Raw genomic sequence first — 21147 nt, 5'->3', positions numbered from 1 at the left:
CGATGCTCGGCCTGCCGGATCACGTGACCGCGTGTCTCTTCGACCTGGACGGTGTGCTCACCCAGACCGCCCGGGTCCACAACGCCGCCTGGACCGAGACCTTCGACGACTTCCTGCGCCGGCACGCCGAGGCGACCGGTGCCGAGGTGGCTGATGCGGCGTACCGGCCGTTCGATCCGGGGCCGGACTACCACCGCTACGTCGACGGGCGGCCCCGACTCGACGGAGTCCGCACCTTCCTGGCCTCCCGGGGCATCACCCTGCCCGAAGGGACCCCGGAGGATCCGCCCGGTACCCAGACCGTGCACGGCCTGGGCAACCAGAAGAACGCTCTGGTCCTGGAGCGGATCCGCAGCATCGGGGTGGACGTCTACCCCGGCTCGGTCACCTATCTCAAGGCGGTGGCCGAGGCCGGGCTGCGTCGGGCGGTCGTCACGGCCAGCGCCAACGGCCGGGAGGTCCTGGCCGCCGCCGGGCTCGAACCCTTGCTGGAGGAACGGGTGGACGGACTGAGCGCACGGGCCGAGGGGTTGCGGGGCAAACCGTACCCGGACACCTTTCTCGCCGGGGCGAAGCTGCTCGGCGTACAGCCGGAACAGGCGGCCGTCTTCGAGGACGCCCTAGCCGGAGTCGAGGCCGGACGGGCCGGGGGCTTCGGGTACGTCGTCGGGGTCGACCGCGCCGACCAGGCCGACGAGTTGCTGGCCCACGGCGCCGACGTGGTGGTCACCGACCTGGCCGAACTGCTCGACGCCGGACGGCCGGCGTGATCCGGGAGCGGGCCTATCCGGTCGAGCCCTGGCACGTCCGGGAGACCCGACTCGACATGGACGTGCTCGCCCAGTCCGAGTCGGTCTTCGCCCTCTCCAACGGGCACATCGGGTTGCGCGGCAACCTGGACGAGGGGGAGCCGCACGGGCTGCCCGGCACGTACCTCAACTCGTTCTACGAACTGCGTCCCCTGCCGTACGCGGAGGCGGGTTACGGGTTTCCCGAGTCCGGTCAGACCGTCGTCAACGTGACCAACGGCAAGCTGATCCGGCTGCTGGTCGATGACGAGCCCCTCGATGTGCGCTACGGCGACCTGCTCGCCCACGAACGGATCCTGGACCTGCGGGCCGGCACCCTCCATCGGACCCTGCACTGGCGCTCCCCGGCCGGGCGGGAGGTCCGGGTGCACAGCACCCGACTGGTCTCCTTCCGGCAGCGTTCGGTGGCCGCCATCCGCTTCGAGGTGGAGGTCGCCGACGACGCGCCACTGCGGTTGATCGTCCAGTCGGAGCTGGTGGCCAACGAGAACCTGCCGCCACAGAGCCGCGATCCCCGGGTCGCCGCCGTACTGGAGTCGCCGTTGCAGGCGGAGGAGGAGCTGACCACCGCCGACGGGGGGCTGCTGATCCACCGGACCAAGGTCTCCGGGCTGCGGGTCGCCGCGGCGATGGAGCACGAGATCGACTCACCGTCGCGCACCACGATCGAGTCCGAGGGGTACGAGGACTGGGTGCGTACCACCATCGGGTGTGTGCTGGAGCCGGGCCAGCGGCTGCGGGTGGTGAAGTACCTGACCTACGGCTGGTCCAGCCGGCGCTCCCTGCCCGCCCTGCGCGACCAGGTCGGCGCCGCCCTGGCCGCCGCCCGGCTGGACGGCTGGGACGGCCTGGTCCGTGAGCAACGGGAATACCTGGACGAGTTCTGGGACGCCGCCGACGTGCAGATCGACGGGGATCCGGAGGTGCAGCAGGCCGTCCGGTTCGGGCTTTACCACGTCCTCCAGGCCGGGGCCCGCGCGGAACGTCGGCCCATCGCCGCCAAGGGCCTGACCGGTCCCGGGTACGATGGGCACGCCTTCTGGGACACCGAGATGTTCGTGCTGCCGGTGCTGACGTACACCCATCCGGCCGCCGTGCGCGACGCGCTGTACTGGCGGTACTCCACCCTGGAGCAGGCCTACGAGCGGGCCCGGACCCTCAACCTGTCCGGGGCGACCTTCCCCTGGCGGACCATCGAAGGCCCGGAGTCCTCGGGCTACTGGCCGGCCGGCACGGCCGCCTTCCACGTCGCGGCCGACATCGCGGACGCGTTACGACGCTACGTGCTGGTCAGTGGCGACATTGAGCTGGAACGCGAGATCGGACTGACCCTGCTGGTGGAGACGGCCCGGCTGTGGCGCTCGCTGGGGCACCACGACCGCGACGGCCAGTTCCACATCGACGGGGTGACCGGCCCGGACGAGTACACCGCCGTCAAGAACGACAACATCTACACCAACCTGATGGCGCAGCGGAACCTGCGGGTCGCCGCCGAGGTGGCGATGCGCCACCGGGACGACGCCTTCCACCTGGGGGTCACCGACGAGGAGGCCGCCGCATGGCGGGACGCCGCCGCGGCCATGCACATCCCGTACGACCAGGAGATCGACGTGCATCAGCAGGTCGAGGGCTTCACCCGATTGGAGGAGTGGGACTTCTCGCACACCCCGCAGGACAAGTACCCGCTGCTGCTGCACTACCCGTACTTCGACCTGTACCGCAAGCAGGTGGTCAAGCAGGCCGACCTGGTGCTGGCCATGCACTGGCGGGGTGACGCCTTCACCCCCGAGGAGAAGCTGCGCAACTTCCTGTACTACGAGCGGCGTACGGTGCGGGATTCCTCGCTGTCGGCCTGCACCCAGTCGGTGCTGGCGGCCGAGGTGGGCTACCTGGAGTTGGCGCACAGCTATCTGCGCGAGGCGGCGCTGATGGATCTGCACGACCTCAACGAGAACACTCGCGACGGTGTGCACATGGCGTCCCTGGCCGGCTCATGGATCGCGCTGATCGCGGGGTTCGGTGGGCTGCGGGACGACGAGGACGTGCCCACGTTCGCCCCCCGCCTGCCCAGCCGGATCGGCCGGCTGGAGTTCTCCCTGCAATGGCGCGGCACTCGGCTGCGGGTCACCGTACGCCCCGAGGAGGCGACGTACGGCCTGCACCATGCCGCGCCGGACGCGGTGATGGACCTCCGCCACCACGGCGAGTCGGTGCGGGTCACCTGCACCGAGCCGGTGACCCTACCGATCCCGCCCGCGCCGGAGAACCTGCCCCCGGTGGAGCAGCCTCCCGGCCGGGCCCCGCTGCTCCGCCTGCCCGAGCGGGTGTCCTGAGCAGAGGCGCTCGACCCGATCCGGTCTAGATCGGCTCGCCCTGTGAGGGACGGCCGGTGGTGTCGTGGGGTGTCCGGGCCCGAGGGTCGTCCGCCGACCGGGCCTGGGCTGCCTTGTCCGCCCAGTCCCTACCTCCCTGAGGGTTCTGTTCCCGCCGCTCGCGTTCGGCGGCCTGGTCGACGGGCTCACGGTGGTGATGGGGCATGACGGTCCTCGCGATCTGATCGCCGGCACCGAGCGGCCGGTCCGTCTGCTGGTTCCGCGACGGCTACCCGACCCGACCGCCGACAAACCCGGACGGCGCGCGGGCAGGGGCCGGCGTGACCTCCGCCCGACGGGGTATGCCGGGCGGGGGTCACGGCGGGTCTACCCATTCGACCGGTGCGGCGTGGCCCGGCCGTGATCTGGCCCGGCCGTGATCTGGCCCGGCCGTGTCTGGAGGATGAGGATGGACGTGCGGGACGAGGCGGTGACGATCCCGGCCGGCGGGGCCGACCTACCGGCGGATCTGCTGGTGCCGACCGACCCGGTGGGGGCGGTGCTGTTCGCCCACGGCAGCGGCAGCTCACGGCACAGTCCGCGTAACGTCGCCGTGGCGAGGTCCCTCAGCGCGGGCGGGCTGGGCACCGTCCTGGTAGACCTGCTCACCCCGGAGGAGGCCGAGGCGGACGCCGTCACCGCGGAACTGCGCTTCGACATCGACCTGCTGGCCGCCCGGCTGGCCGGGATCGTGGACTGGCTGGTCTCGGCGCGCCCCTTCGGCGGGGCCCGGATCGGCATCTTCGGGGCCAGTACGGGTGCCGCGGCCGCCCTGGTCGCGGCGGCCCGACGGCCGGAGCAGGTGCACGCCGTGGTGTCCCGAGGGGGTCGCCCCGACTTGGCCGGTGCCGCCCTGGGCCAGGTACGCGCCCCCACCCTGCTGCTCGTCGGTGGCCTGGACGAGCAGGTGCTCGCGCTCAACCGGCAGGCGCGCAGCCAACTGACCGCCCTCGCCGACCTGCGGGTGATCCCCGGTGCGACACACCTCTTCGAGGAGCCCGGCACCCTGGAACAGGTGGCCGAGGCGGCGGCCGACTGGTTCCGCGAGCACCTGCACCCCCAACCCGCCCTGGCCTGACCCGGCCGGCCAGGAGCGCGGCGGCCCGGCGGGCGGGGTCAGGGCACCTCAGCCGGGTACGGGATGTGGTGGGGCCGGGGGATCCTCCGGTGCCGGAGGATCCGGACGGGCTGTGGCTGCGGCGGCCTGTCGTTGGCGCTGCACGCTGTCGATGACCCGCCAGGCCACGGCCGTTATCGGCACCGCGACGAAGGCGCCGGCGATGCCGGCGATGAGGGTGCCGGCGGTGACCGCCAACAGGATCACCACCGGGTGCAGCCGTACCTGGCGCTTCATCACCAGCGGCTCCAGCAGGTTCCCCTCGATCTGCTGCACGGCGATCACCGCGGCCAGGGTGAGCAGCGCCGTCGTGGGACCGTTGGCGGCCAGGGCCACCAGCACCGCGACCGCACCGGCCACGGTCGCCCCGATGATCGGTACGAACCCACCGATGAATGTGATCAAGGCCAGGGGGAAGGCCAGCGGCACCCCGAGCAGTACCAGCGCCAGGCCGATGCCGACCGCGTCGATGCCCGCGATCAGCATGGTGCCCCGGCTGTACGAGCCCAGGGTGCGCCAACCGACCCGGCCGGCCTCGGCGGCGATCTCCCGGTTCGGCCCGGCCGTGCGGCGCAACGTCCAGTGCCACATCGCCCGGCCGTCCTTGAGGAGGAAGAACAGCAACACCAGGGCCAGCAGGGCGGAGCCGAACACCTCGGTGACCGTGCGGGCGCTGGCGACCGGGTCGACCTTCTGGCTGGTGGCCGCCTCGCGCAACTGGGCGAGCAGACCGTCGAGCTGCTGGTCGGTCACCGGCAGGGTCGAGGTGATCAGATCGCGGGTTCGCCCGATCCCCTGCCGCAGTTCGTCACCCAGCTCGCTGAACTGGCTGGCGGTCAGGTTCCAGACCAGCACCCCCAGACCGCCCAGGATGCCTAGCAGCAGCAGGACGGTGAGCAGGGCGGCCAGTGAGGCGGGTAGCCGTAGCCGACGCAGCGCGAGTTGCACCGGGTCGAGCAGCGCGGCGAGGAAGAAGGTGGCGGCCAGGGCGATGGCCAGCGGCGTGACCAGGATGATGATCCGGGCCAGCAGGTAGAGCCCGGCGGCGATCACCACCAGGCAGGCGCTCCACAGCACGGCGGTACGTACCAGCCAGGGCAGGCTCGCCCACGCCTGTCGTGGTCCGGCTCCCCGGTCCGCTGCCTCCTCGGTCCCGCGCCCGGCACCCGCTGCGACCACGTCGCCCTCCTCGCGTCCGCGAGGAGGTACCCATCCACCCCCCATCCGACACCGCCCACCCGCCCCCAGCCTGGGTGATCAAGAGGTTTCGGTCGGGATTCAGGCCGATCCGGACCAAAACTTCTTGATCAACGCCCCGAGCGGCGGGGGTGGGGGTGGGGTGGGGTGGTTAGTAGGCGGTGGCGGGGGTTCGGGGGGTGGAGACGGGGACGGCGGGGAGGTCGCGGGTCTGGTCGGTGTCGGGTTCGGCGAAGGGGAGCAGGGAATCCTGGGGTTCGGCTGCCGGCAGGAGGGCGGAGACGGTCTCCGCTCGCAGGCTGCGGGCGGCTGCGGCGGCCGCCTCGGCGGCGTGCCAGGCTTCCTGCTCCAGGTCGCGGGCGATGCGCTGCTGGGCCAGCCGGTGGTCGCGGATCGCCCGGTGCAGCACCAACTCCTGCTCGACCGGGTGCAGGCGGGGATCCCAGCCACGGTGCGCGAAGACGTCACTGAGCTGCTCCACCGACAGATCCCGCCGCCAGTACGCCTCCAGGGCCGCCCGGTGCAACCAGCGCTCCCGGTCGGCGTACTCGGCCGGGGTGCGGGGGGTCTGCGGCAGCGGCATGCTCGCGGCGTCGGCCAACCGACGAACGTCCGCCTCCGCCGCCTGGTACGCCTGCCACGCCTGCTCGGCCGCGTCCTGCGCGGCCACCCACTCCTCGCGTCGGCGGTGAGCGGTCGCCTCGGCCCGCTCGGCGGCCACCATGACCTCCTGAGCCCACCGGTCCTCCTCGTGGGGCTCCGGCGGACTCGGCAGGGCGGCCTCGCGGATGCGGGCACCCACGTCGAACCGGAGCCGCCGGGGACGCAGCAGCAGAGCGGAGACGGCAAGCGTGACGATGCCCAACAGGCTCAGCCAGATCGCGGCGGCCCGGGGCACGTCGGGAAGGACGGCGGAGAGAGTGGTCTGCATCATCAGCACCTCGTGGCGGATAGGTTTCGTCGTCTGTGCTGCCAGGGCGGGAACGAGGCCGGGAGGCGGTGGCACGGGTTCTGGACTGCGGCCCTGGCCGGGGGCGGGACGGGACGGTATCGGCGGTGGTCAGCCCCCGGTCGGCCGATGGTTCTCAGCCCGACCCGGTCGGGCGGCGCTCCTCGGCTCGCTCCGGTCAGGCGGTGGGTGGGCCGCGCCGGGTCGGTTCACCGGCACCGGTCGCGAGGTGTACGACGGCGGGCCGGGGCGCGACGGCGATGGCCGGCGCGGCAGCGGCCTCGGAGGGCTCAGGGTGCGACACCACGGTTACGGCGAGCGCCCGGACGGGCTGGGTTGGCGCGTGACCGATGGCGGACGCAACGGAGAGCGCAGACCCGGTGGCGGGCGCAGCGGTGACCGCAGGCCCGGTGGAGGTCGACACCTCTCGTCCCGGCCACTTGGTCAGGGGGCCATCCACGGCTCGGCTGGCGAGTCCGGTGGTGGCCGGCGCCGCCGGGAGATCGGTGGTGTCGGGGCGACCTGCGGTGGCCCCGCCGAGACCGACCGCGAGGATGAGTGCCACCAGCGCCAGGCGGGTCAGATCCGCCAGCGCGCAGCGCCCGGCCGGCCACAGTGGACGGGCGAACGCGAAAGTCGGCACGCGGTCAAACCTATCGCCCCTGCCGCAGGATCGCAGCGGTCCGTTCGGCCCGGGATGGTGAAGCCGACCACGCCGTCACTGCCGCAGCGGACGGGTCGCCGGGGCCGCACAGCTGTCAGGGGGTGGGGCCGGCCACCGGCTCCTTGGTGAACAACGCCAGCAGGTCGCCGACCTGCCGATCGGCCTCGGCGGGGTGACGGAACCGGCCGGCCGGGTTGAGGGTGTACTCGTTGCGTCGCCCGACCCGGGTGCGGTGCAGGTAACCCCCGGCCTCCAGGTCGGCGACGATGGCCTGGGCGGCCCGCTCGGTCACCCCCACCTCGTCGGCGACGTCCCGCAACCGGGCGGTGGGGTTGCGGGCGATGGCGAGCAGCACATGAGCATGATTGGTGAGAAAAGTCCAGTTACGGGCGTTCTCCCGCTCGCCGGTGGTTGCCATGCCGCCCATCGTATGGGCCTTTCGGCTTCTCCGGGCCACGCCGTCCGGCCCGAGCATCCTGACCTGCGCGAAGGCAAGTGTCCGGCGATACCTGAAATGCATATCACGCATTGCTTGACGCGGCTTGTAGTGCGTGTGACGGTTGGAGCAGCCCGCGACCAGCGTCGGCCGGGGTGACCAGGCATCCCATGAGCAGCGAGGAGACGCCGGATGAGTCGACCCGGAGCGATCGGAACACACCCAGGGCTGGAGCGTGAACTGCTCACTGCGGATCTTCCGGGTGCCCCGCAGCGGGCGCTCGCCGAGCTGATCGCCGGCAACCGGCGGTTCGTCACCGACACCCCGTGGCATCCGAATCAGAACGCCGGGCGGCGCGCCGCCGTGGCGGCCGAGCAGCATCCCTTCGCGGTGATCGTGGGCTGCTCGGACTCCCGACTGGCCGCCGAGATCATCTTTGATCGTGGGCTGGGGGACCTCTTCGTGGTCCGTACCGCCGGGCACACCATCGGCCCCGAGGTGCTGGGCAGCGTCGAGTACGCGGTGGCCGTCCTGCGTACGCCGTTGGTGGTGGTGCTCGGGCACGACTCGTGCGGTGCCGTGCAGGCGGCCCGGGCGGCCCTGGCCACCGGCAGCACCCCCGCCGGGCACCTGGGCGCGGTGGTGGACGCCGTGGTGCCCAGCCTGCGCCGGGCGGAGGCCGCCGGGGTGGAGGACCTGAACCAGATCGTCGACATCCACATCGCGCAGACCGTGACGGCGATGCTGGAGGCCTCCACCACCCTGGCCGCCGAGGTGTCCGCCGGGCGCTGCGCGGTGGTCGGCATGTCGTACCGGCTGGCCGCCGGGGAGGCCCGGGCGGTGGCCGCGGAGCCCGCCGACCTGGTTGCCACCGCCGCCCTCGCCGCCTGACGACGAGGGCCGTCCTGCCAGACGGCGGGACGGCCCTCGAAGCGGTGCCGGAGACGCTAGAGCATCGAGACGTGTACGTGATCGGTGTGGTTCGACGGGCCGCTGTAGGAACTCCATCCGGTCGCCGGGAACCAGATCTGCCGGTTCCAGATCACGTAGTAGACACCCAGCCGGTCGGCGTTACGGACCAGGAAGGCGGCCAGGTTGTTGCCGTAGATCCGGGTGTCGTTGTTGTACCAGGGGCGGAAACCGCTGTTCTGCAACGACCAGTCACAGGCCCGGCCCTTGGGGTGCTCCCACTTGTCACCCGGGCGGTAGCAGCCGACGAACCGGTTGAAACCGGCCCGCTTGACCTCCTTGTACATGTGCAGGGTGCGCGCGGTGATGCAGCCCGAGGTGGTCGGGTCGTCCTGGTTGCACGACTCGGGCTTCCAGCCGCCGTCGGAGGACCGGTTGGGGCCGGGGCGGGCCACCGGGGAGGTAGCGGCCACCAGGCCACCGGTGAGGCCGACCCCACCGACCAGCCGGAGGGACTTCTCCGCGTCGCTCTTCTTGCGGGCCATGTCGTTGGTCAGCTTCTGCTGCTCGCGTACCTCGGCGTCGAGCGCCAGCTTGGCCGTCTCGGCGCGGCGCTTGACCGCGTTGACCTCGGCCAGCTTCTTGCTGTTGACCAGGTTCAGCTCGTCCAGGGCGGAGGCCCGGTGGATGAAGGAGTCCGGGGCGTCGGTCTGCAACAGCATGGCGATCGCGCCGACCCGCCCGGTCCGGTACGACTGGGTGGCGATCTCGGCGACCTGTGGGGCTAGGGCGTCCAGGTCGGCCTCCGCGCGGCGGAGTTCGACGGCGAGCTTGAGCTGCTTCTTCTTGGACTTCTCCAGCTTCGACTTGGCCTTTGTGTAGTCCCGGTTGGTCGCCTCGATCAACTCGTTGAGCATCGGCGGATCGTCGTCGTGACCGGCTGGTTTGGGGGCGTTCGGCGCAGCCGTCGCCGGCAGGGGGCCGGCGAAGACGGCGAACGCGGCGAACACGGCCACCACGGGCGTCAACCAGCGGCGTAGGGGTGCCGTCACTGTCTTCCCTTCCATCGACCGCCGACCGGGTTAGCTGACGGGTTCGGGACGGAAGTGGCCCCTACCGCTTTCGCGGATTCACCCCAGGTACCTGGGTCCCCGGCTCGCCTGGCGGCGATTGGGCGGTGGCACCGCAGGCGCCGGTGCGCGCCTTCGGCGGTGACCGGCAGTGAGGTTACCCGAGAGTCCGTCTGGGCTTCTACGTACCGAACCCGGCGAGATACGTCATTTCGTAATCGCAATGGGTGACGAGCGCCACGCATATCGACCGATGTGGTCGGCGTGCTCACGTTGAGCAGTGTCACCATGGGGTTTCGGTGCTCCTGTCCGGTTCGGGCCACTCCGAACGGGTGGCGGGGGGTGTGTGACGGGTCCGCGGATCGCTGAGAGCCTGCAGGGCCTCGGCCCGGTCCGTAGCCGGCCGGGGGACCCGGGGGCGGCCTTCGCCGACGGCGGCCACCTCGTCGGGGGCGGGGGCCGCGAGGTCTGTCCCGCCGCGCTGCCGACCGGCGGTGGTCACCACCGTGGCCAGGGCGGTGGTCAGGGGTACGGCGGCGATCAGCCCCAGGGTGGCCACCACACTGCGGACGATCTCCTGGGCCAGGAACTCGCTGGTGAGGATCTGCCCCAGGGCGCGGGAGTCGGCCGTCAGCAGGAGCAGCAGGGGCAGTGAGGCACCGGCGTACGCCAGGACGATGGTGTTCACCACCGAGGCGATGTGCGCCCGGCCCACCCGGGTGGCCGAGCGGTACAGCTGGCGGCGGGACAGGTTGGGGTTGGCGTGGGCCAACTCGGTGACCGCCGCGGCCTGGGTGACGGTGACGTCGTCGAGGACCCCCAGCGAACCGATGATGATGCCGGCCAGCAGCAGGCCGTGCAGGTCGACATCGCCCCGGAACATCGACAGGGTGGTGGCGTCCTCGCTGCCGAACCCCGTCAGGTGGGTGGCGTTCGTGGCGGCCAGACCGAGCAGCCCGGTGAGCACCAGGGCGCCGAGGGTGCCGAGTACGGCCACCGAGGTCTGCGCGGACACCCCGTGGGTCAGGTACAGCACCACGAACATGATCAACGCGGCGCCGACGATGGCCACCACCAGGGGCGGCTGGCCGGCGCTGATGCCCGGCAGTACGAAGGTGAGCAGGATGGCGAAGCTGGCCCCCAGCCCGGCCAGGGCCGCCAGCCCGCGCAGCCGCCCGAAGGCCACGATGGCGGCGGCGAAGAGCACCCCCAGCCAGATCAGGGGCATCCCCCGCTGGTGCTCGGCGATGTTGTAGTTGCTGATCGAGGGGTCCTCCGGGTCGATCAGCGAGACCAGGATGACCTCGTCGCCGACGTCCACCGAGGGGGCGCCCGGCCCGGCCGGGATGGGGGTGTCGACCTGCTGACCGGCGTCCGGGCCGTCCTGGACCTGCACCGTGACGGTGCCGCAGGGACCCCCGCCGGTGGTCGGGGTGCCCTCCGGCACGGTGGGGTTGGGCGGGCAGGGTTCGGTGACCACCCGGGTGACCGTGCCCTGGTAGCGGGGCAGGTCGTCGGCGGCCTCCGGGCGGGGGGCGTCGCGGGGCCAGAGCACCAGGGCGGCGATCACCGTGACGAGGAAGAGGGGGACGACCGTCACGATGAGGATCCGCCGCACCCCGGGCGGGGTGGGCGGAGCGGCCCGGCTGTGATCGGCGCCCATTCGCTAGTCTCCCAACGATCTCTTCAGCGGAGTACGTGTCGGCGGGCGAGTCGGTTCAGCCCGGTCGTACGACTGTCGCGGTGGGCGGCCGAGGTGGCCGGAATGTGGCGGACCCGCTGCGTACGGTGATTGCCGGGGTGGGCTCTGACCGGCCGCCGGGCAGTGGCGGCGGATGCGGGTGCGCCGCCGGTGGCGGACGCAGGCCGGTGGGCCCGGATGTCGGCAGACCATCGTCTGGGAATCGTAGCCAGCCCGGGATCGGATCGCAGGTCGCGCCCGTTCCTCGGCGGTTCGCGGCCGGCGACCTGGGTGTCGTGGTGGGGTTCAGCCCCGCTTCATCAGGCGGCCCACGGCGGCCATCATCTCGGTGGCCATCTCGTCGGCGCGGCCTTCGACTGCGCCGGTGTGCATGCAGTGCCGGGCGTGCCCGTCGAGCAGGCCCAGGGCGACCTTGTCCAGTGCCGCCTGGATGGCGGAGATCTGGGTGAGCACGTCGATGCAGTAGCGATCCTCGTCGACCATCTTCTCGACGCCGCGCACCTGACCCTCGACCCGGCGCAGCCGGGCTAGCAGTTGGTCCTTGCTGGCGGTGTAGCCGCGGATCGGCGTGGGTGTGGTCATGGTAACGAGGATAACGTACCCCCTGGGGGTATGTTAGGGTCGCGATTGGAGATACCCCCCGTGGGTATTCTTCAAGAGGCCGGCCGCCCCTCGGTCGGGTCAGGCGGAGGAGGAGAGTTCCATGGTCACCACGACGTACCAGGTGCAGGGCATGACCTGCGGACACTGCGTCGGCGCGGTCAGCGCCGAGGTCACCGCGCTGCCCGGGGTCACCGAGGTAGCGGTCGACCTGGCCACCGGCCAGGTCAAGGTCATCAGCGAACAGCCGCTGGACGCCGAGGCGGTCCGCGCGGCCGTCGACGAGGCCGGATACGAACTGGTCGGCGCCTGAGGCGACCGACGGCGGAAACCCGAGGTGCGACCATGAACACAGCGACGAAGCTGACCGGCTTCGCGCTAGGTCTGGTGGCGGTTTTCGGCGCGGCCTACGGGGTCGGTCAGCTGACCGACCCGCCCGCCCCGATCGTCGCCGAGGGCCACCAGGCGGGCGACGGCTCGCACGACACGACCGCACCCGGCCACGACACCCCGGATCCCGGTGGGCACCTACCGGGCGGGCTGCTCGTCTCCGACCGGGGCTACACCCTGGTGCCGGTCGCCGCCCCCGAGGGCGAGTTCGCCTTCCGGGTCACCGGCCCTGACGGGAAGCCGGTGACCCGGTACGAGGTGAACCACGACAAGCCGATGCACCTGATCGTCGCCCGGCGTGATCTCGGCGGCTTCCAGCACGTGCACCCGGAGATGGCCGCCGACGGCACCTGGCGGGTCGCCTCGCCGTTGAGTTCCCCCGGGGTGTGGCGGGCCTTCGCCGACTTCACCCCGACCGGCGGCGAGGCCCTGACCCTCGGGGTGGACCTGACCGTGCCGGGGGAGTTGACCGAGCAGCCCCTGCCCGCCCCGGCCAGCAGCACCCGGGTCCACGACTACACCGTCGACTTCCACGGCACCCCCCAGCCGGGCGGCAACACCACCCTGACCTTCACCGTCAGCCGGGACGGGGTGCCGGTCCGGAATCTCGAACCGTATCTGGGAGCCTTCGGCCACCTGGTCGCACTGCGTCAGGGGGACCTGGCCTACCTGCACGTGCACCCCGAGGGTCAGCCGGGCGACGGACGGACGGCACCCGGGCCCCAGGTGCGCTTCGGCGCCGAGTTCCCCACGGCCGGGGCGTACCGGCTCTACCTCGACTTCCGCCACGACGGGGTGGTACGCACCGCCGAGTTCACCGTGCACGTCGGTGACCCGGGCGCCATCCCCAGCCCGGGGGGCCTCATCGCCGACGAGCACGGCACCCCCGGACACGAGCACAACTGACGGGACCAGCGATGACCACCAGCAGCCCGCTGCCCACCGCGACCAACCAGATCGAGCTGTCGATCGGTGGGATGACCTGCGCCGCGTGCGCCGCCCGCATCGAGAAGAAGCTGAACCGGCTGGAGGGGGTGCAGGCCAGCGTCAACTACGCCACCGAGAAGGCCAGCGTCTCCTACCCGGAGTCGCTGACCCCGCAGGACCTGATCGCCACGGTGGAGAAGACCGGCTACCAGGCCAGGCTGCCCGAGCCGCCCGCCGCGGAAGCCACCGGCGAGGAGCCGGTGGACGAGCTGCGGAGTCTGCGTACCCGACTGTGGGTCTCGGTGGCGCTGGCCGTGCCGGTGATCGTGCTGGCCATGGTGCCGGCCTGGCAGTTCACCTACTGGCAGTGGCTGTCCCTGGTGCTGGCCGCCCCGGTCGTGGTCTACGGCGGGCTGCCGTTCCACCGGGCCGCCCTGGTCAACCTGCGACACGGCGCCGCGACCATGGACACCCTGGTCTCGGTGGGCACCCTGGCCGCCTTCGGCTGGTCGGTGTGGGCCTTGTTCCTCGGCACCGCCGGCACCCCCGGAATGACCCACCCCTTCAGCTTCGACATCAGCCGTACCGACGGTGCCGGCAACATCTACCTGGAGGCGGCGGCCGGGGTTACCGCCTTCATCCTCGCCGGGCGGTACTTCGAGGCCCGGTCCAAGCGCACCGCCGGGGCGGCCCTGCGGGCCCTGCTGGAACTCGGCGCCAAGGACGTCTCCGTGCTGCGCGCCGGGGTGGAGCAGCGGATCCCGGTCGAACAGCTCGCGGTGGGGGACCGGTTCGTGGTGCGGCCCGGCGAGAAGATCGCCACCGACGGCAAGGTGGCGGAGGGCTCCTCGGCGGTCGACACCAGCCTGGTCACCGGGGAGTCCGTGCCGGTCGAGGTCGGGGTGGGCGACCCCGTGGTCGGGGGCTGCGTCAATGCAGGCGGACGACTGGTGATCACCGCCACCCGGGTCGGCGGCGACACCCAACTGGCCCAGATGGCCCGGCTGGTCGAGCGGGCGCAGTCCGGCAAGGCCGCCGCCCAACGGCTGGCGGACCGCATCTCCGGGATCTTCGTACCGGTCGTCCTGCTGCTGGCGGCCGGGACCCTGGGCTGGTGGCTGGGCTCCGGGGCCGGACCGACCGCGGCCTTCACCGCCGCGGTGGCGGTGCTGATCATCGCCTGCCCCTGCGCCCTGGGCCTGGCCACCCCGACCGCCCTGCTGGTCGGCACGGGACGCGGAGCCCAACTGGGTGTGCTGATCAAGGGGCCGGAGATGCTGGAGTCCACCAAGCGGGTGGACACGGTAGTGCTGGACAAGACCGGCACGGTCACCACCGGACGGATGACCCTGCTGGAGGTGACCCCGGGCGCGGGCGAGCAGCGGGACGAGGTGCTCCGGCTGGCCGCCGCCCTGGAGGCCGGCTCGGAGCATCCGGTGGCCCGGGCCGTGGTCGCCGGGGCCGCCGAGGTCGGCGAGTTGCCGCCGGTCACCGGTTTCGCGAACGTCGCCGGGCTGGGGGTCACCGGCGCAGTGGAGGGCCGGGAGCTGCTGCTGGGTCGATCCCGACTGCTGCGGGAGCGGGGTCTGGTCGTACCGGAGGATCTGGCGCGGGCGGCGACCGAGGCGGAGGCGGCCGGGCGTACGGCGGTGGTGGTCGGTTGGGAGAACCGGGCCCGGGCCGTGCTGGCGGTGGCCGACCAGGTCAAGCCGACCAGCGGGGAGGCGGTACGCCGGCTGCGGGCTCTCGGCCTGACCCCGGTGCTGCTGACCGGTGACAACGCCACCGTCGCGGCGGCGGTGGCCGCCGAGGTGGGCATCGACGAGGTGATCGCGGAGGTGCTGCCGGCGGAGAAGGTCGAGGTCGTCTCCCGGCTTCAGGCCGAGGGGCGGGTGGTGGCGATGGTCGGTGACGGGGTCAACGACGCCGCCACCCTGGCCCAGGCCGACCTCGGCCTGGCCATGGGCACCGGCACGGACGCGGCGATTGAGGCCTCCGACCTGACCCTGGTCCGGGACGACCTGCTGGCCGCGGTGGACGCCATCCGGCTGGCCCGGCGCACCCTGGGCACCATCAAGGGCAACCTGTTCTGGGCCTTCGCGTACAACGTGGCGGCCCTGCCCCTGGCCGCCGCCGGGCTGCTCAACCCGATGATCGCCGGGGCGGCGATGGCCTTCTCCTCGGTGTTCGTGGTGGCCAACAGTCTGCGGCTGCGTCGGTTCCGTCCGGTCGTCGGCTGACTCAGGTGATTCGCCGGGGCTCGGCTGGGTACCTGATGGAGGTAGCCAACGAACGAACCCGGGAGGCTGACATGGGTGTCGAGGACAAGTTCAACAACAGCACCGAGAACACCACCGGCAAGGTCAAGGAGGGTGTCGGCCGGGTCACCGACAACGAGCAGTTGGAGGCCGAGGGCCGCGCCGATCAGACCCGCGCCAACATCAAGCAGGCCGGTGAGAAGATCAAGGACGCGTTCCGGAGCTGACCTGCTGACCCACCGAGCCGCCGGGTCGACTGTCGTCGCCCGGCGGTTCGCTGTGTACGGCCGCACCCGGCATCGGGGGTTGACCGGCGGTGAGCCGGAGGGTGAAGCCCTCGGCGTCCCGATAGTGGGTGACGTGGTTGCACGACTGGTGGGTGATCCACAGGCCCAGGCCGCCCGGCTTGCCGTCGGTCGGCGGCAGCAGGCCCGCGTAGGGATCCTCCGGCCCCTGGCCGGTGTCGCTGACGGTGGCCACGATGCGGTCCGGGGCCGTCCACAGGCGCAGCCGCACGGGTGGAGACCCGTGCCGCAGCCCGTTGGTCACGGTCTCGCTGACCGCGATCACGAAGTCGTCGAAATCCTCCGCCGGTAGCTGCCCGGGACCCGCCCGGTGCACCGCCGAGCGGGCCTGCGCGGCGGTCGGGTCGGTCAGTTCGAGCACCGGCGGGTACGCCTGGATCGGGTCGGGAGGCACCGGCCGGTTGCGCCGCAGGAAGGTCTCCGGAGGCAGAAAGTCGGGGCTGGGCAGGTGCCCCCGGTCGGCGGTGGCGAAATGGGGGTGGGTGGCGGCGACATCGGCCAACACCTCGGCCGGGGTGATCCGGGTGTCGTACGCGCACATGCTCCACAACGGCCAGTCGTCGTACGCCCGGTTGATCGCCGCTTCGTACCGGGCCCACCAGTCCCAGGTCGGCCCGAGCGAGGGCGGCGGCACCTCGCCGATGATCCGGATCTGCTCCGCACCGTCGGCCACCAGGTCGGCCAGGAGCTTGCGGTACATCCGGATCGCGGCGGTGGGCCGGGCGTACACCCCGGCACCGGTGAGGAACTGCACCCCGCTGTCGGTCGGCAACGCCGAGCGGACCAGGCCGCCGGTGCGCTCGCCGAGGGCCACGAAGGTCGGCTCGCCGGCCGCCACCCCGTCCAGCAGGAAGGGCACCGCGACGGCCAGCAACTCCTCGTCCAGGGCGTAGCACAGGGCCTCGTGGAAGTAGCCGGACCGTCCAGCGGCCGGACCCGTTCTCACCGGGCCACCTCCACACACAGACCGGGCAGATCCAACAACGCGACCAGGCGGGCGGTGCCGGCCGGAGAGCCGCGCAGCACCAGTCTCGCCTCCCACTGCCGGGCGTACTCACTCAGATGAACCAGCGTACGGTGATCGAGGAAACGTAGCCCACGCGCGTCCAGTGTCAACTCGCCGTCGACCGGTCGCAATTCGGTGCGCTCCAAGGCTTCGCGGAACAGGTCGTGGTTGGCCGGGTCGAGTTCCCCGGCGAGCACTGCGTGACCCTGGTGGGTCGTCGGGGCGTACAACCGGAACAGCAGGTCGGCCACGTTGTGCTCCGGATGCAGACAGGCCAGCTCGGCTATCGCCCGATCCCCCAACGAGGGCCGGTGGTACCCGCACATGCCGTGGAAGGCCGCCCCGTACATCATCCGGTTGATCCGCTGTTCGTAGCGGGCGAAGGTCTCGCGCTGGGCCGGGGTACGGACCAGATCGGTGCAGTCCGCGGCGACCCGCAGGCCGCGGTAGCCGGCGTCGAGGGCCGCCTGGATGGCCGACTGGTACGCCGCCACCTGACCGGCCGGGTCGACCACCGCCGGGCCGGAGTAGGTCGCGTCCAGGGTGAGCACCTCGGCGGCACCGGCGGGCAGCGCGTCGGCGAACAGGTCCAGCTCGCGCCACCGGTCGCGGACGGGAACAGGTGAGTCGGGGACGACGTACCAGACCCGCTCGCCGGCGGCCAGGCCGGCCCGGAGGAAGTCCTCCGCCCGGGTGGTGAACTCGGCGGGATCGTCGTAGGCCCAGCACAGATGCCCGTACCCTCGGGCCTGCTCGATCACCTCACACGCCTCATCGTCGCAGTCTACGGCCCATCCCGGCGGACCGCGCGATTCGAGTGAGTCGATCGGCGCACCAGGTAGGCCGGGTCGGGTCGGTCAGGCGGCACGGCGAGAGGCCTGCCCCGAGACATGGTGGGCCTGAGCCGAGTACGGGGGCAGCAGCCGCAGGGTGGCGGGCTCCTCGGTCTCGTCGAGGCGCAGCCGCCAACGGGACCGTTCCGGGCGCTGCCGATCGCTCGGGTCACCCGGCTGCCGCATGCTGCGCGCCAGTAGCAGGGTGATCAGATAACCGACCACCAGGAAGCCGTGACTGACCAGGCGTTCCACCGCTACCTGGGAGGCGACGAGATCGTTGATCGACAGCAGCACGAGGGTGGCCACGAAGGCACTGAGCATCGGCAGCAGCCCGGAGGGGCGGGTGCGGCGCAGCGCCACGAAGAGGAAACCGGCCCCGACCGCCACGTTCCAGGCGGCGGACTCGTGCCACAGGTGTTGGCCGCTGGCGTGCAGGTGCTGGGCGACCTCGGCCCGCCCGACCTGCGCCAGCCCGAGGACCAACTGCACCGCCCCGAGCAGCCCCAGGGCGGTCCGCAGGGTGGTCACCCGGGTGACCCGACCGGCTAGCGGGGCGAACCGGCGTCGCCGCGGGAGGGGGGTACGCCCACCCTGCGGCGGCACCGCGCTGAGGATGGCCCCGGTCAGGTCCGGCAGCTGCGACACCACCTGGGTACGCGCCCGTCGGGTCACCGTGGTGACCCGCTCCAGCCAGCCCTGGCAGGACACACAGATGTCGAGATGCCGGTCGGCCGCACGCTCCTCATCCGGCGTCGCCTCGCCGTCCAACCGCGCCGACAGAATCTCCCGCCACTGCTCGCACCCCATGTACCGATAGTCGCTCATCAGGTCGGCATGGTTCCCCACCGGGCCACTTCGTAGCTGGTCAGGTGGTACCTCGGGCCGCCCGCCCGATCGACTGACCCGCCGCCGGGTGCGTCCGCCCCCGGATCAACCTGCGCCGCAGTTCGTCGGCCCCCCACACGACGACGGGGAAGACCAGTAGCAGCGCCAGGGCCGGTGGCGGTGGTGGCCGGGTACCGAAGACCTCCGGCAACGGCGGCAGGGCCACGATGACGGCGGCGACGGCGAGTTCGAAGGCGATGCCCCACAGCAGCAGGCGGTTGGAGAACACCCCGACGGCCCGCAACGGAGCGCGTTCGGTACGGGCCGCGAACGCGGTGCCGATCTGACAGGCCACGATGCCGAGGAAGGTCATCGTGGTGGCCTGGAGGTAGGTCTCGTGCAGCGCGGTGCCCGGCCCGGTCGGCGCGCCCGGCGTCCAGCCGCCGGCGAGCAGGACGGCGAAGAAGCCCGCCATCACCAGTACGGCGGAGACCAGCCCGAGGAACGCCCAGGCCCGCAGCAGCATCCGCCGGTCGATGACCCGTTCGGTACGCCGTCGGGGTGGGCGGTTCATCAATCCCGGCTCGGCCGGCTCCCGACCCAGCGCCAGGGCGGGCAGCGTCTCCGTGCCCAGGTCGATGGCGAGGATCTGGAGCACGGTCAACGGCAGCGGCACCGCCCCGGCGGAGAGCGCGAAGATCAGGAACGGGACGACCTCGGGCGTGGTGTGGGCGAGGATGTACAGGATGAACTTGCGGACGTTGGCGTAGACCCGGCGACCGGCCCCGACGGCGGCCACGATGGTGGCGAAGTTGTCGTCGGTGAGCACCATCGTCGCGGCTTCCCGGGTCACGTCCGTTCCGGAACGTCCCATCGCCACACCGATGTCGGCCCGGCGCAGGGCCGGCGCGTCGTTGACCCCGTCGCCGGTCATCGCCACGATCTGGCCGTCGGCGCGCAGTGCCTCGGCGATGTGCAGCTTGGCCTCGGGCGACACCCGGGCGAAGATCACTTCGCGTTGCTCGGCGAGCAGGTCCCGCAGCGCCTGGGGAGTCATCCGGTCGAGATCCGCGCCGGTCAGCACGGTCGGATCGCCCCGGGTGATCCCGACCTGCCGGGCCACGGCGGTCGCGGTCAACCCGTGGTCGCCGGTGACCATGATGATCCGGATTCCCGCGGTGTGGCACTTGGCCACCGCGTCCGGCACCGCTGCCCGGGGTGGATCCACCATGGCGACGAAGCCGAGGAAGGTCAGCTCCCGCTCGGCCGTGTCCCGATCCCCGGGCGGCCCGGTCAACCGGCGTCGTGCCAGGGCGAGGACGCGGCGGCCCTGCCGAGCCTGCCCGGTCACCGCTTCGGCCAGCTCGGCCCGGGCCTGCTCGGTCAGTGACCGGTCGTCGCCGTCGGCACCGATGATCCGGGTGCAGCGGCGCAGCACCTCCTCCGGCGCACCCTTGGTGTGCAGCCAGAGATCCGCACCGACGGCGTCGACGGTGGACATCAGCCGCAGTCTCGGGTCGAAGTGGAACTGGCTCTGCCGCCGGCTGCCGCCCGGCTGCCGGATCATCGCGGCGAAGTGCAGCAGCGCGGTCTCGGTAGGGTCGCCGACGTCGGCGTCCGGGCGCAGTTCGGCGTTGTTGCAGGCGGCCGCCGTGGCGGCCAGGGCGGACAGCGCGGGACCGGGCGACGGCACCGGGTCGGGCAGTGGATCCAGCAACTCGTCGGCGGCGCGTACAGCGGTCACCCGCATCCGGTTCTCGGTGATGGTGCCGGTCTTGTCGGTGCAGATGACGGTGGTGGAGCCGAGGGTCTCCACGGCGCTGAGCCGCTTGATCACCGCACCCAGCCGGGCGAGTCCGCGTACGCCGACGGCCAACGCCAACGTGATGGTGGGCAGCAGTCCCTCAGGCACGTTCGCGACCAGCAACCCGATCGCGAAGGTGAACGCGTCGGAGATCGGCATACCGGCGGCCAGCACCCCGATGGGGAAGAAGACCACACCGGCACCGATCGCCACCGCCGCGATCAGCCAGGCCACCCGACGTACCTGCCGTTCGAGTGGGCTCTCCTCCCGACCGACCCGCTGGGACAGGGCGGCGATCCGGCCCAGTTCGGTACGCATCCCGGTCGCGTAGATCATCCCGCGTGCCTCGTCCGACAGGCAGGACGTACCGCTGAACACCAGGTTGCCGGCCTCGGTCAGGCTCTCGGCCGGACCGGTCGCGTCGGCGCTGCGGTAGGCGGGCTGCGACTCGCCGGTCAGGGCGGACAGGTCGACCTCGACACCGCCGTCGAGCAGCCGGGCGTCGGCGCTGATCCGATCTCCCTCGCCGATGGCGATCACATCACCCGGGACCAGTTCCCCGGCGGGAACCTCCTGCCAGTTGCCGTCCCGCAAGGCCCGCGCCTGCTGGGGGAGGTACCGGGTCAGTGCCTCGACCGCCCGCTCGGCCTGCCGTTCCTGCACCGAGGCGAACACCGCGTTGACCGCGATGACCGCCAGGATCGCCGCGCCCAGCACGGCGGTACCGGCCACCCAGGCGAGGATCGCGGCCACCCACAACAGCAGGGCTAGGGGATGGATCAGCTGCCGCCCGAGCTCCCGCCACCAGCTTCGTCTGCGGGTTCGGCGCAGCTCGTTGCGGCCGTACTCGGCGAGCCGTTGGCGGGCCTGGTCGGTGGTCAGCCCGTGTTCGCTCGCGTCGAGCCGGTGCAGCAGGTCGGGCAGCGGCGACTGCGGGTCCACGGCCTGCTCACCCCGCACCGGAGCCTCCT

The 21147-nt window shown here is 72.0% G+C and carries 20 protein-coding genes and 1 riboswitch; of the genes, 8 read left to right on the top strand and 12 right to left on the bottom strand.

Features of this window, described 5'->3' with window-relative positions:
• The first annotated feature begins 2 nt into the window (after positions 1-2).
• Positions 3-770 (top strand): beta-phosphoglucomutase family hydrolase, encoded by a 768-nt coding sequence (locus ABZ795_RS05695; RefSeq protein ID WP_327023132.1) that lies wholly within the window; start codon positions 3-5, stop codon positions 768-770.
• The gene (locus tag ABZ795_RS05690; RefSeq protein ID WP_357529206.1) at positions 767-3142 is read left to right on the top strand and encodes a glycosyl hydrolase family 65 protein; all 2376 of its coding nucleotides are present in this window, start codon (positions 767-769) and stop codon (positions 3140-3142) included. The genes ABZ795_RS05695 and ABZ795_RS05690 overlap by 4 nt, the downstream gene beginning before the upstream one ends.
• A gap of 25 nt (positions 3143-3167) precedes the next feature.
• On the opposite strand, the gene ABZ795_RS05685 is transcribed toward ABZ795_RS05690, so the two are convergent.
• A complete protein-coding gene (locus ABZ795_RS05685) occupies positions 3168-3347 on the bottom strand; it encodes a hypothetical protein (protein WP_357529204.1) in 180 nt (59 codons plus the stop codon).
• 243 nt (positions 3348-3590) lie between these two features.
• Between ABZ795_RS05685 and ABZ795_RS05680 the strand changes: the two genes are divergently transcribed.
• Positions 3591-4259, top strand: a complete 669-nt coding sequence (locus ABZ795_RS05680; RefSeq protein WP_357529202.1) for an alpha/beta fold hydrolase — start codon at positions 3591-3593, stop codon at positions 4257-4259.
• A gap of 48 nt (positions 4260-4307) precedes the next feature.
• Here the strand turns inward: ABZ795_RS05680 and ABZ795_RS05675 are convergent, their stop codons facing one another.
• The 4 genes from ABZ795_RS05675 to ABZ795_RS05660 all read right to left on the bottom strand — a co-directional run bounded on the left by ABZ795_RS05675 (position 4308) and on the right by ABZ795_RS05660 (position 7535).
• Entirely contained in the window at positions 4308-5477 is a 1170-nt protein-coding gene (locus tag ABZ795_RS05675; protein ID WP_357529200.1) for an AI-2E family transporter, read from the bottom strand.
• A 169-nt stretch (positions 5478-5646) separates the two neighbouring features.
• Positions 5647-6426 (bottom strand): hypothetical protein, encoded by a 780-nt coding sequence (locus ABZ795_RS05670; protein WP_357529198.1) that lies wholly within the window; start codon positions 6424-6426, stop codon positions 5647-5649.
• A gap of 196 nt (positions 6427-6622) precedes the next feature.
• On the bottom strand, positions 6623-7087 hold the full coding sequence (locus tag ABZ795_RS05665; RefSeq protein WP_357529196.1) for a hypothetical protein: 465 nt from the start codon (positions 7085-7087) through the stop codon (positions 6623-6625).
• Between the two features lie 115 nt (positions 7088-7202).
• On the bottom strand, positions 7203-7535 hold the full coding sequence (locus tag ABZ795_RS05660) for a MarR family winged helix-turn-helix transcriptional regulator (protein ID WP_327023126.1): 333 nt from the start codon (positions 7533-7535) through the stop codon (positions 7203-7205).
• A 201-nt stretch (positions 7536-7736) separates the two neighbouring features.
• Here ABZ795_RS05660 and ABZ795_RS05655 point away from each other — a divergent pair, with 201 nt between their 5' ends.
• Positions 7737-8435 carry a carbonic anhydrase gene (locus ABZ795_RS05655; protein ID WP_327023125.1) on the top strand — a complete coding sequence of 233 codons (699 nt, stop codon included), beginning with the start codon at positions 7737-7739 and terminating at the stop codon, positions 8433-8435.
• A 56-nt stretch (positions 8436-8491) separates the two neighbouring features.
• Here ABZ795_RS05655 and ABZ795_RS05650 read toward each other — a convergent pair whose 3' ends face one another.
• The 3 genes from ABZ795_RS05650 to ABZ795_RS05640 all read right to left on the bottom strand — a co-directional run bounded on the left by ABZ795_RS05650 (position 8492) and on the right by ABZ795_RS05640 (position 11807).
• A complete protein-coding gene (locus ABZ795_RS05650; protein WP_357529193.1) occupies positions 8492-9505 on the bottom strand; it encodes a hypothetical protein in 1014 nt (337 codons plus the stop codon).
• A 3-nt stretch (positions 9506-9508) separates the two neighbouring features.
• Positions 9509-9640: riboswitch (cyclic di-AMP (ydaO/yuaA leader) on the bottom strand.
• Between the two features lie 166 nt (positions 9641-9806).
• Positions 9807-11186 (bottom strand): YibE/F family protein, encoded by a 1380-nt coding sequence (locus tag ABZ795_RS05645; RefSeq protein ID WP_357529191.1) that lies wholly within the window; start codon positions 11184-11186, stop codon positions 9807-9809.
• A gap of 324 nt (positions 11187-11510) precedes the next feature.
• On the bottom strand, positions 11511-11807 hold the full coding sequence (locus ABZ795_RS05640; RefSeq protein WP_357529189.1) for a metal-sensitive transcriptional regulator: 297 nt from the start codon (positions 11805-11807) through the stop codon (positions 11511-11513).
• Positions 11808-11928: 121 nt separating this feature from the next.
• Between ABZ795_RS05640 and ABZ795_RS05635 the strand changes: the two genes are divergently transcribed.
• The 4 genes from ABZ795_RS05635 (at position 11929) to ABZ795_RS05620 (ending at position 15627) form a co-directional block, all read left to right on the top strand.
• A complete protein-coding gene (locus ABZ795_RS05635) occupies positions 11929-12138 on the top strand; it encodes a cation transporter (RefSeq protein ID WP_357529187.1) in 210 nt (69 codons plus the stop codon).
• Positions 12139-12170: 32 nt separating this feature from the next.
• The gene (locus ABZ795_RS05630) at positions 12171-13121 is read left to right on the top strand and encodes a hypothetical protein (RefSeq protein WP_357529185.1); all 951 of its coding nucleotides are present in this window, start codon (positions 12171-12173) and stop codon (positions 13119-13121) included.
• Positions 13122-13132: 11 nt separating this feature from the next.
• Positions 13133-15382 (top strand): heavy metal translocating P-type ATPase, encoded by a 2250-nt coding sequence (locus ABZ795_RS05625; protein WP_357529183.1) that lies wholly within the window; start codon positions 13133-13135, stop codon positions 15380-15382.
• 71 nt (positions 15383-15453) lie between these two features.
• A complete protein-coding gene (locus ABZ795_RS05620; protein WP_327023118.1) occupies positions 15454-15627 on the top strand; it encodes a CsbD family protein in 174 nt (57 codons plus the stop codon).
• On the opposite strand, the gene ABZ795_RS05615 is transcribed toward ABZ795_RS05620, so the two are convergent.
• From ABZ795_RS05615 to ABZ795_RS05600, 4 genes are all read right to left on the bottom strand, one after another.
• Positions 15605-16651: an anti-sigma factor RsbA family regulatory protein gene (locus tag ABZ795_RS05615; protein ID WP_357529181.1), complete on the bottom strand. Its 1047-nt coding sequence runs from the start codon at positions 16649-16651 to the stop codon at positions 15605-15607. The genes ABZ795_RS05620 and ABZ795_RS05615 overlap by 23 nt on opposite strands.
• Complete coding sequence (locus ABZ795_RS05610) at positions 16648-17472, bottom strand: MEDS domain-containing protein (protein ID WP_357529179.1); 825 nt, start codon at positions 17470-17472, stop codon at positions 16648-16650. The genes ABZ795_RS05615 and ABZ795_RS05610 overlap by 4 nt, the downstream gene beginning before the upstream one ends.
• 96 nt (positions 17473-17568) lie before the next feature.
• Complete coding sequence (locus tag ABZ795_RS05605) at positions 17569-18372, bottom strand: zf-HC2 domain-containing protein (protein WP_357529177.1); 804 nt, start codon at positions 18370-18372, stop codon at positions 17569-17571.
• Positions 18373-18412: 40 nt separating this feature from the next.
• Positions 18413-21136, bottom strand: a complete 2724-nt coding sequence (locus tag ABZ795_RS05600; RefSeq protein WP_357529176.1) for a cation-transporting P-type ATPase — start codon at positions 21134-21136, stop codon at positions 18413-18415.
• Positions 21137-21147: the final 11 nt, after the last annotated feature.

The sequence above is a fragment of the Micromonospora sp. NPDC047134 genome (assembly GCF_040643455.1).
Classification (GTDB): Bacteria; Actinomycetota; Actinomycetes; order Mycobacteriales; family Micromonosporaceae; genus Micromonospora.
Note: the sequence above shows the minus strand (reverse complement) of the source record. Positions and strands in the feature narration are given on the sequence as shown.

What these genes read in the sequence shown, in the direction of transcription:
- ABZ795_RS05625 (WP_357529183.1), top strand. Translation starts at nt 13,133, where the DNA reads ATGACCACCAGCAGCCCGCTGCCCACCGCGACCAACCAGATCGAGCTG.
- ABZ795_RS05680 (WP_357529202.1), top strand. Translation starts at nt 3,591, where the DNA reads ATGGACGTGCGGGACGAGGCGGTGACGATCCCGGCCGGCGGGGCCGAC.
- ABZ795_RS05640 (WP_357529189.1), bottom strand. Translation starts at nt 11,807, where the DNA reads ATGACCACACCCACGCCGATCCGCGGCTACACCGCCAGCAAGGACCAA.
- ABZ795_RS05685 (WP_357529204.1), bottom strand. Translation starts at nt 3,347, where the DNA reads ATGCCCCATCACCACCGTGAGCCCGTCGACCAGGCCGCCGAACGCGAG.
- ABZ795_RS05605 (WP_357529177.1), bottom strand. Translation starts at nt 18,372, where the DNA reads ATGAGCGACTATCGGTACATGGGGTGCGAGCAGTGGCGGGAGATTCTG.
- ABZ795_RS05635 (WP_357529187.1), top strand. Translation starts at nt 11,929, where the DNA reads ATGGTCACCACGACGTACCAGGTGCAGGGCATGACCTGCGGACACTGC.
- ABZ795_RS05655 (WP_327023125.1), top strand. Translation starts at nt 7,737, where the DNA reads ATGAGTCGACCCGGAGCGATCGGAACACACCCAGGGCTGGAGCGTGAA.
- ABZ795_RS05660 (WP_327023126.1), bottom strand. Translation starts at nt 7,535, where the DNA reads ATGGGCGGCATGGCAACCACCGGCGAGCGGGAGAACGCCCGTAACTGG.
- ABZ795_RS05630 (WP_357529185.1), top strand. Translation starts at nt 12,171, where the DNA reads ATGAACACAGCGACGAAGCTGACCGGCTTCGCGCTAGGTCTGGTGGCG.
- ABZ795_RS05670 (WP_357529198.1), bottom strand. Translation starts at nt 6,426, where the DNA reads ATGCAGACCACTCTCTCCGCCGTCCTTCCCGACGTGCCCCGGGCCGCC.
- ABZ795_RS05695 (WP_327023132.1), top strand. Translation starts at nt 3, where the DNA reads ATGCTCGGCCTGCCGGATCACGTGACCGCGTGTCTCTTCGACCTGGAC.
- ABZ795_RS05645 (WP_357529191.1), bottom strand. Translation starts at nt 11,186, where the DNA reads ATGGGCGCCGATCACAGCCGGGCCGCTCCGCCCACCCCGCCCGGGGTG.
- ABZ795_RS05620 (WP_327023118.1), top strand. Translation starts at nt 15,454, where the DNA reads ATGGGTGTCGAGGACAAGTTCAACAACAGCACCGAGAACACCACCGGC.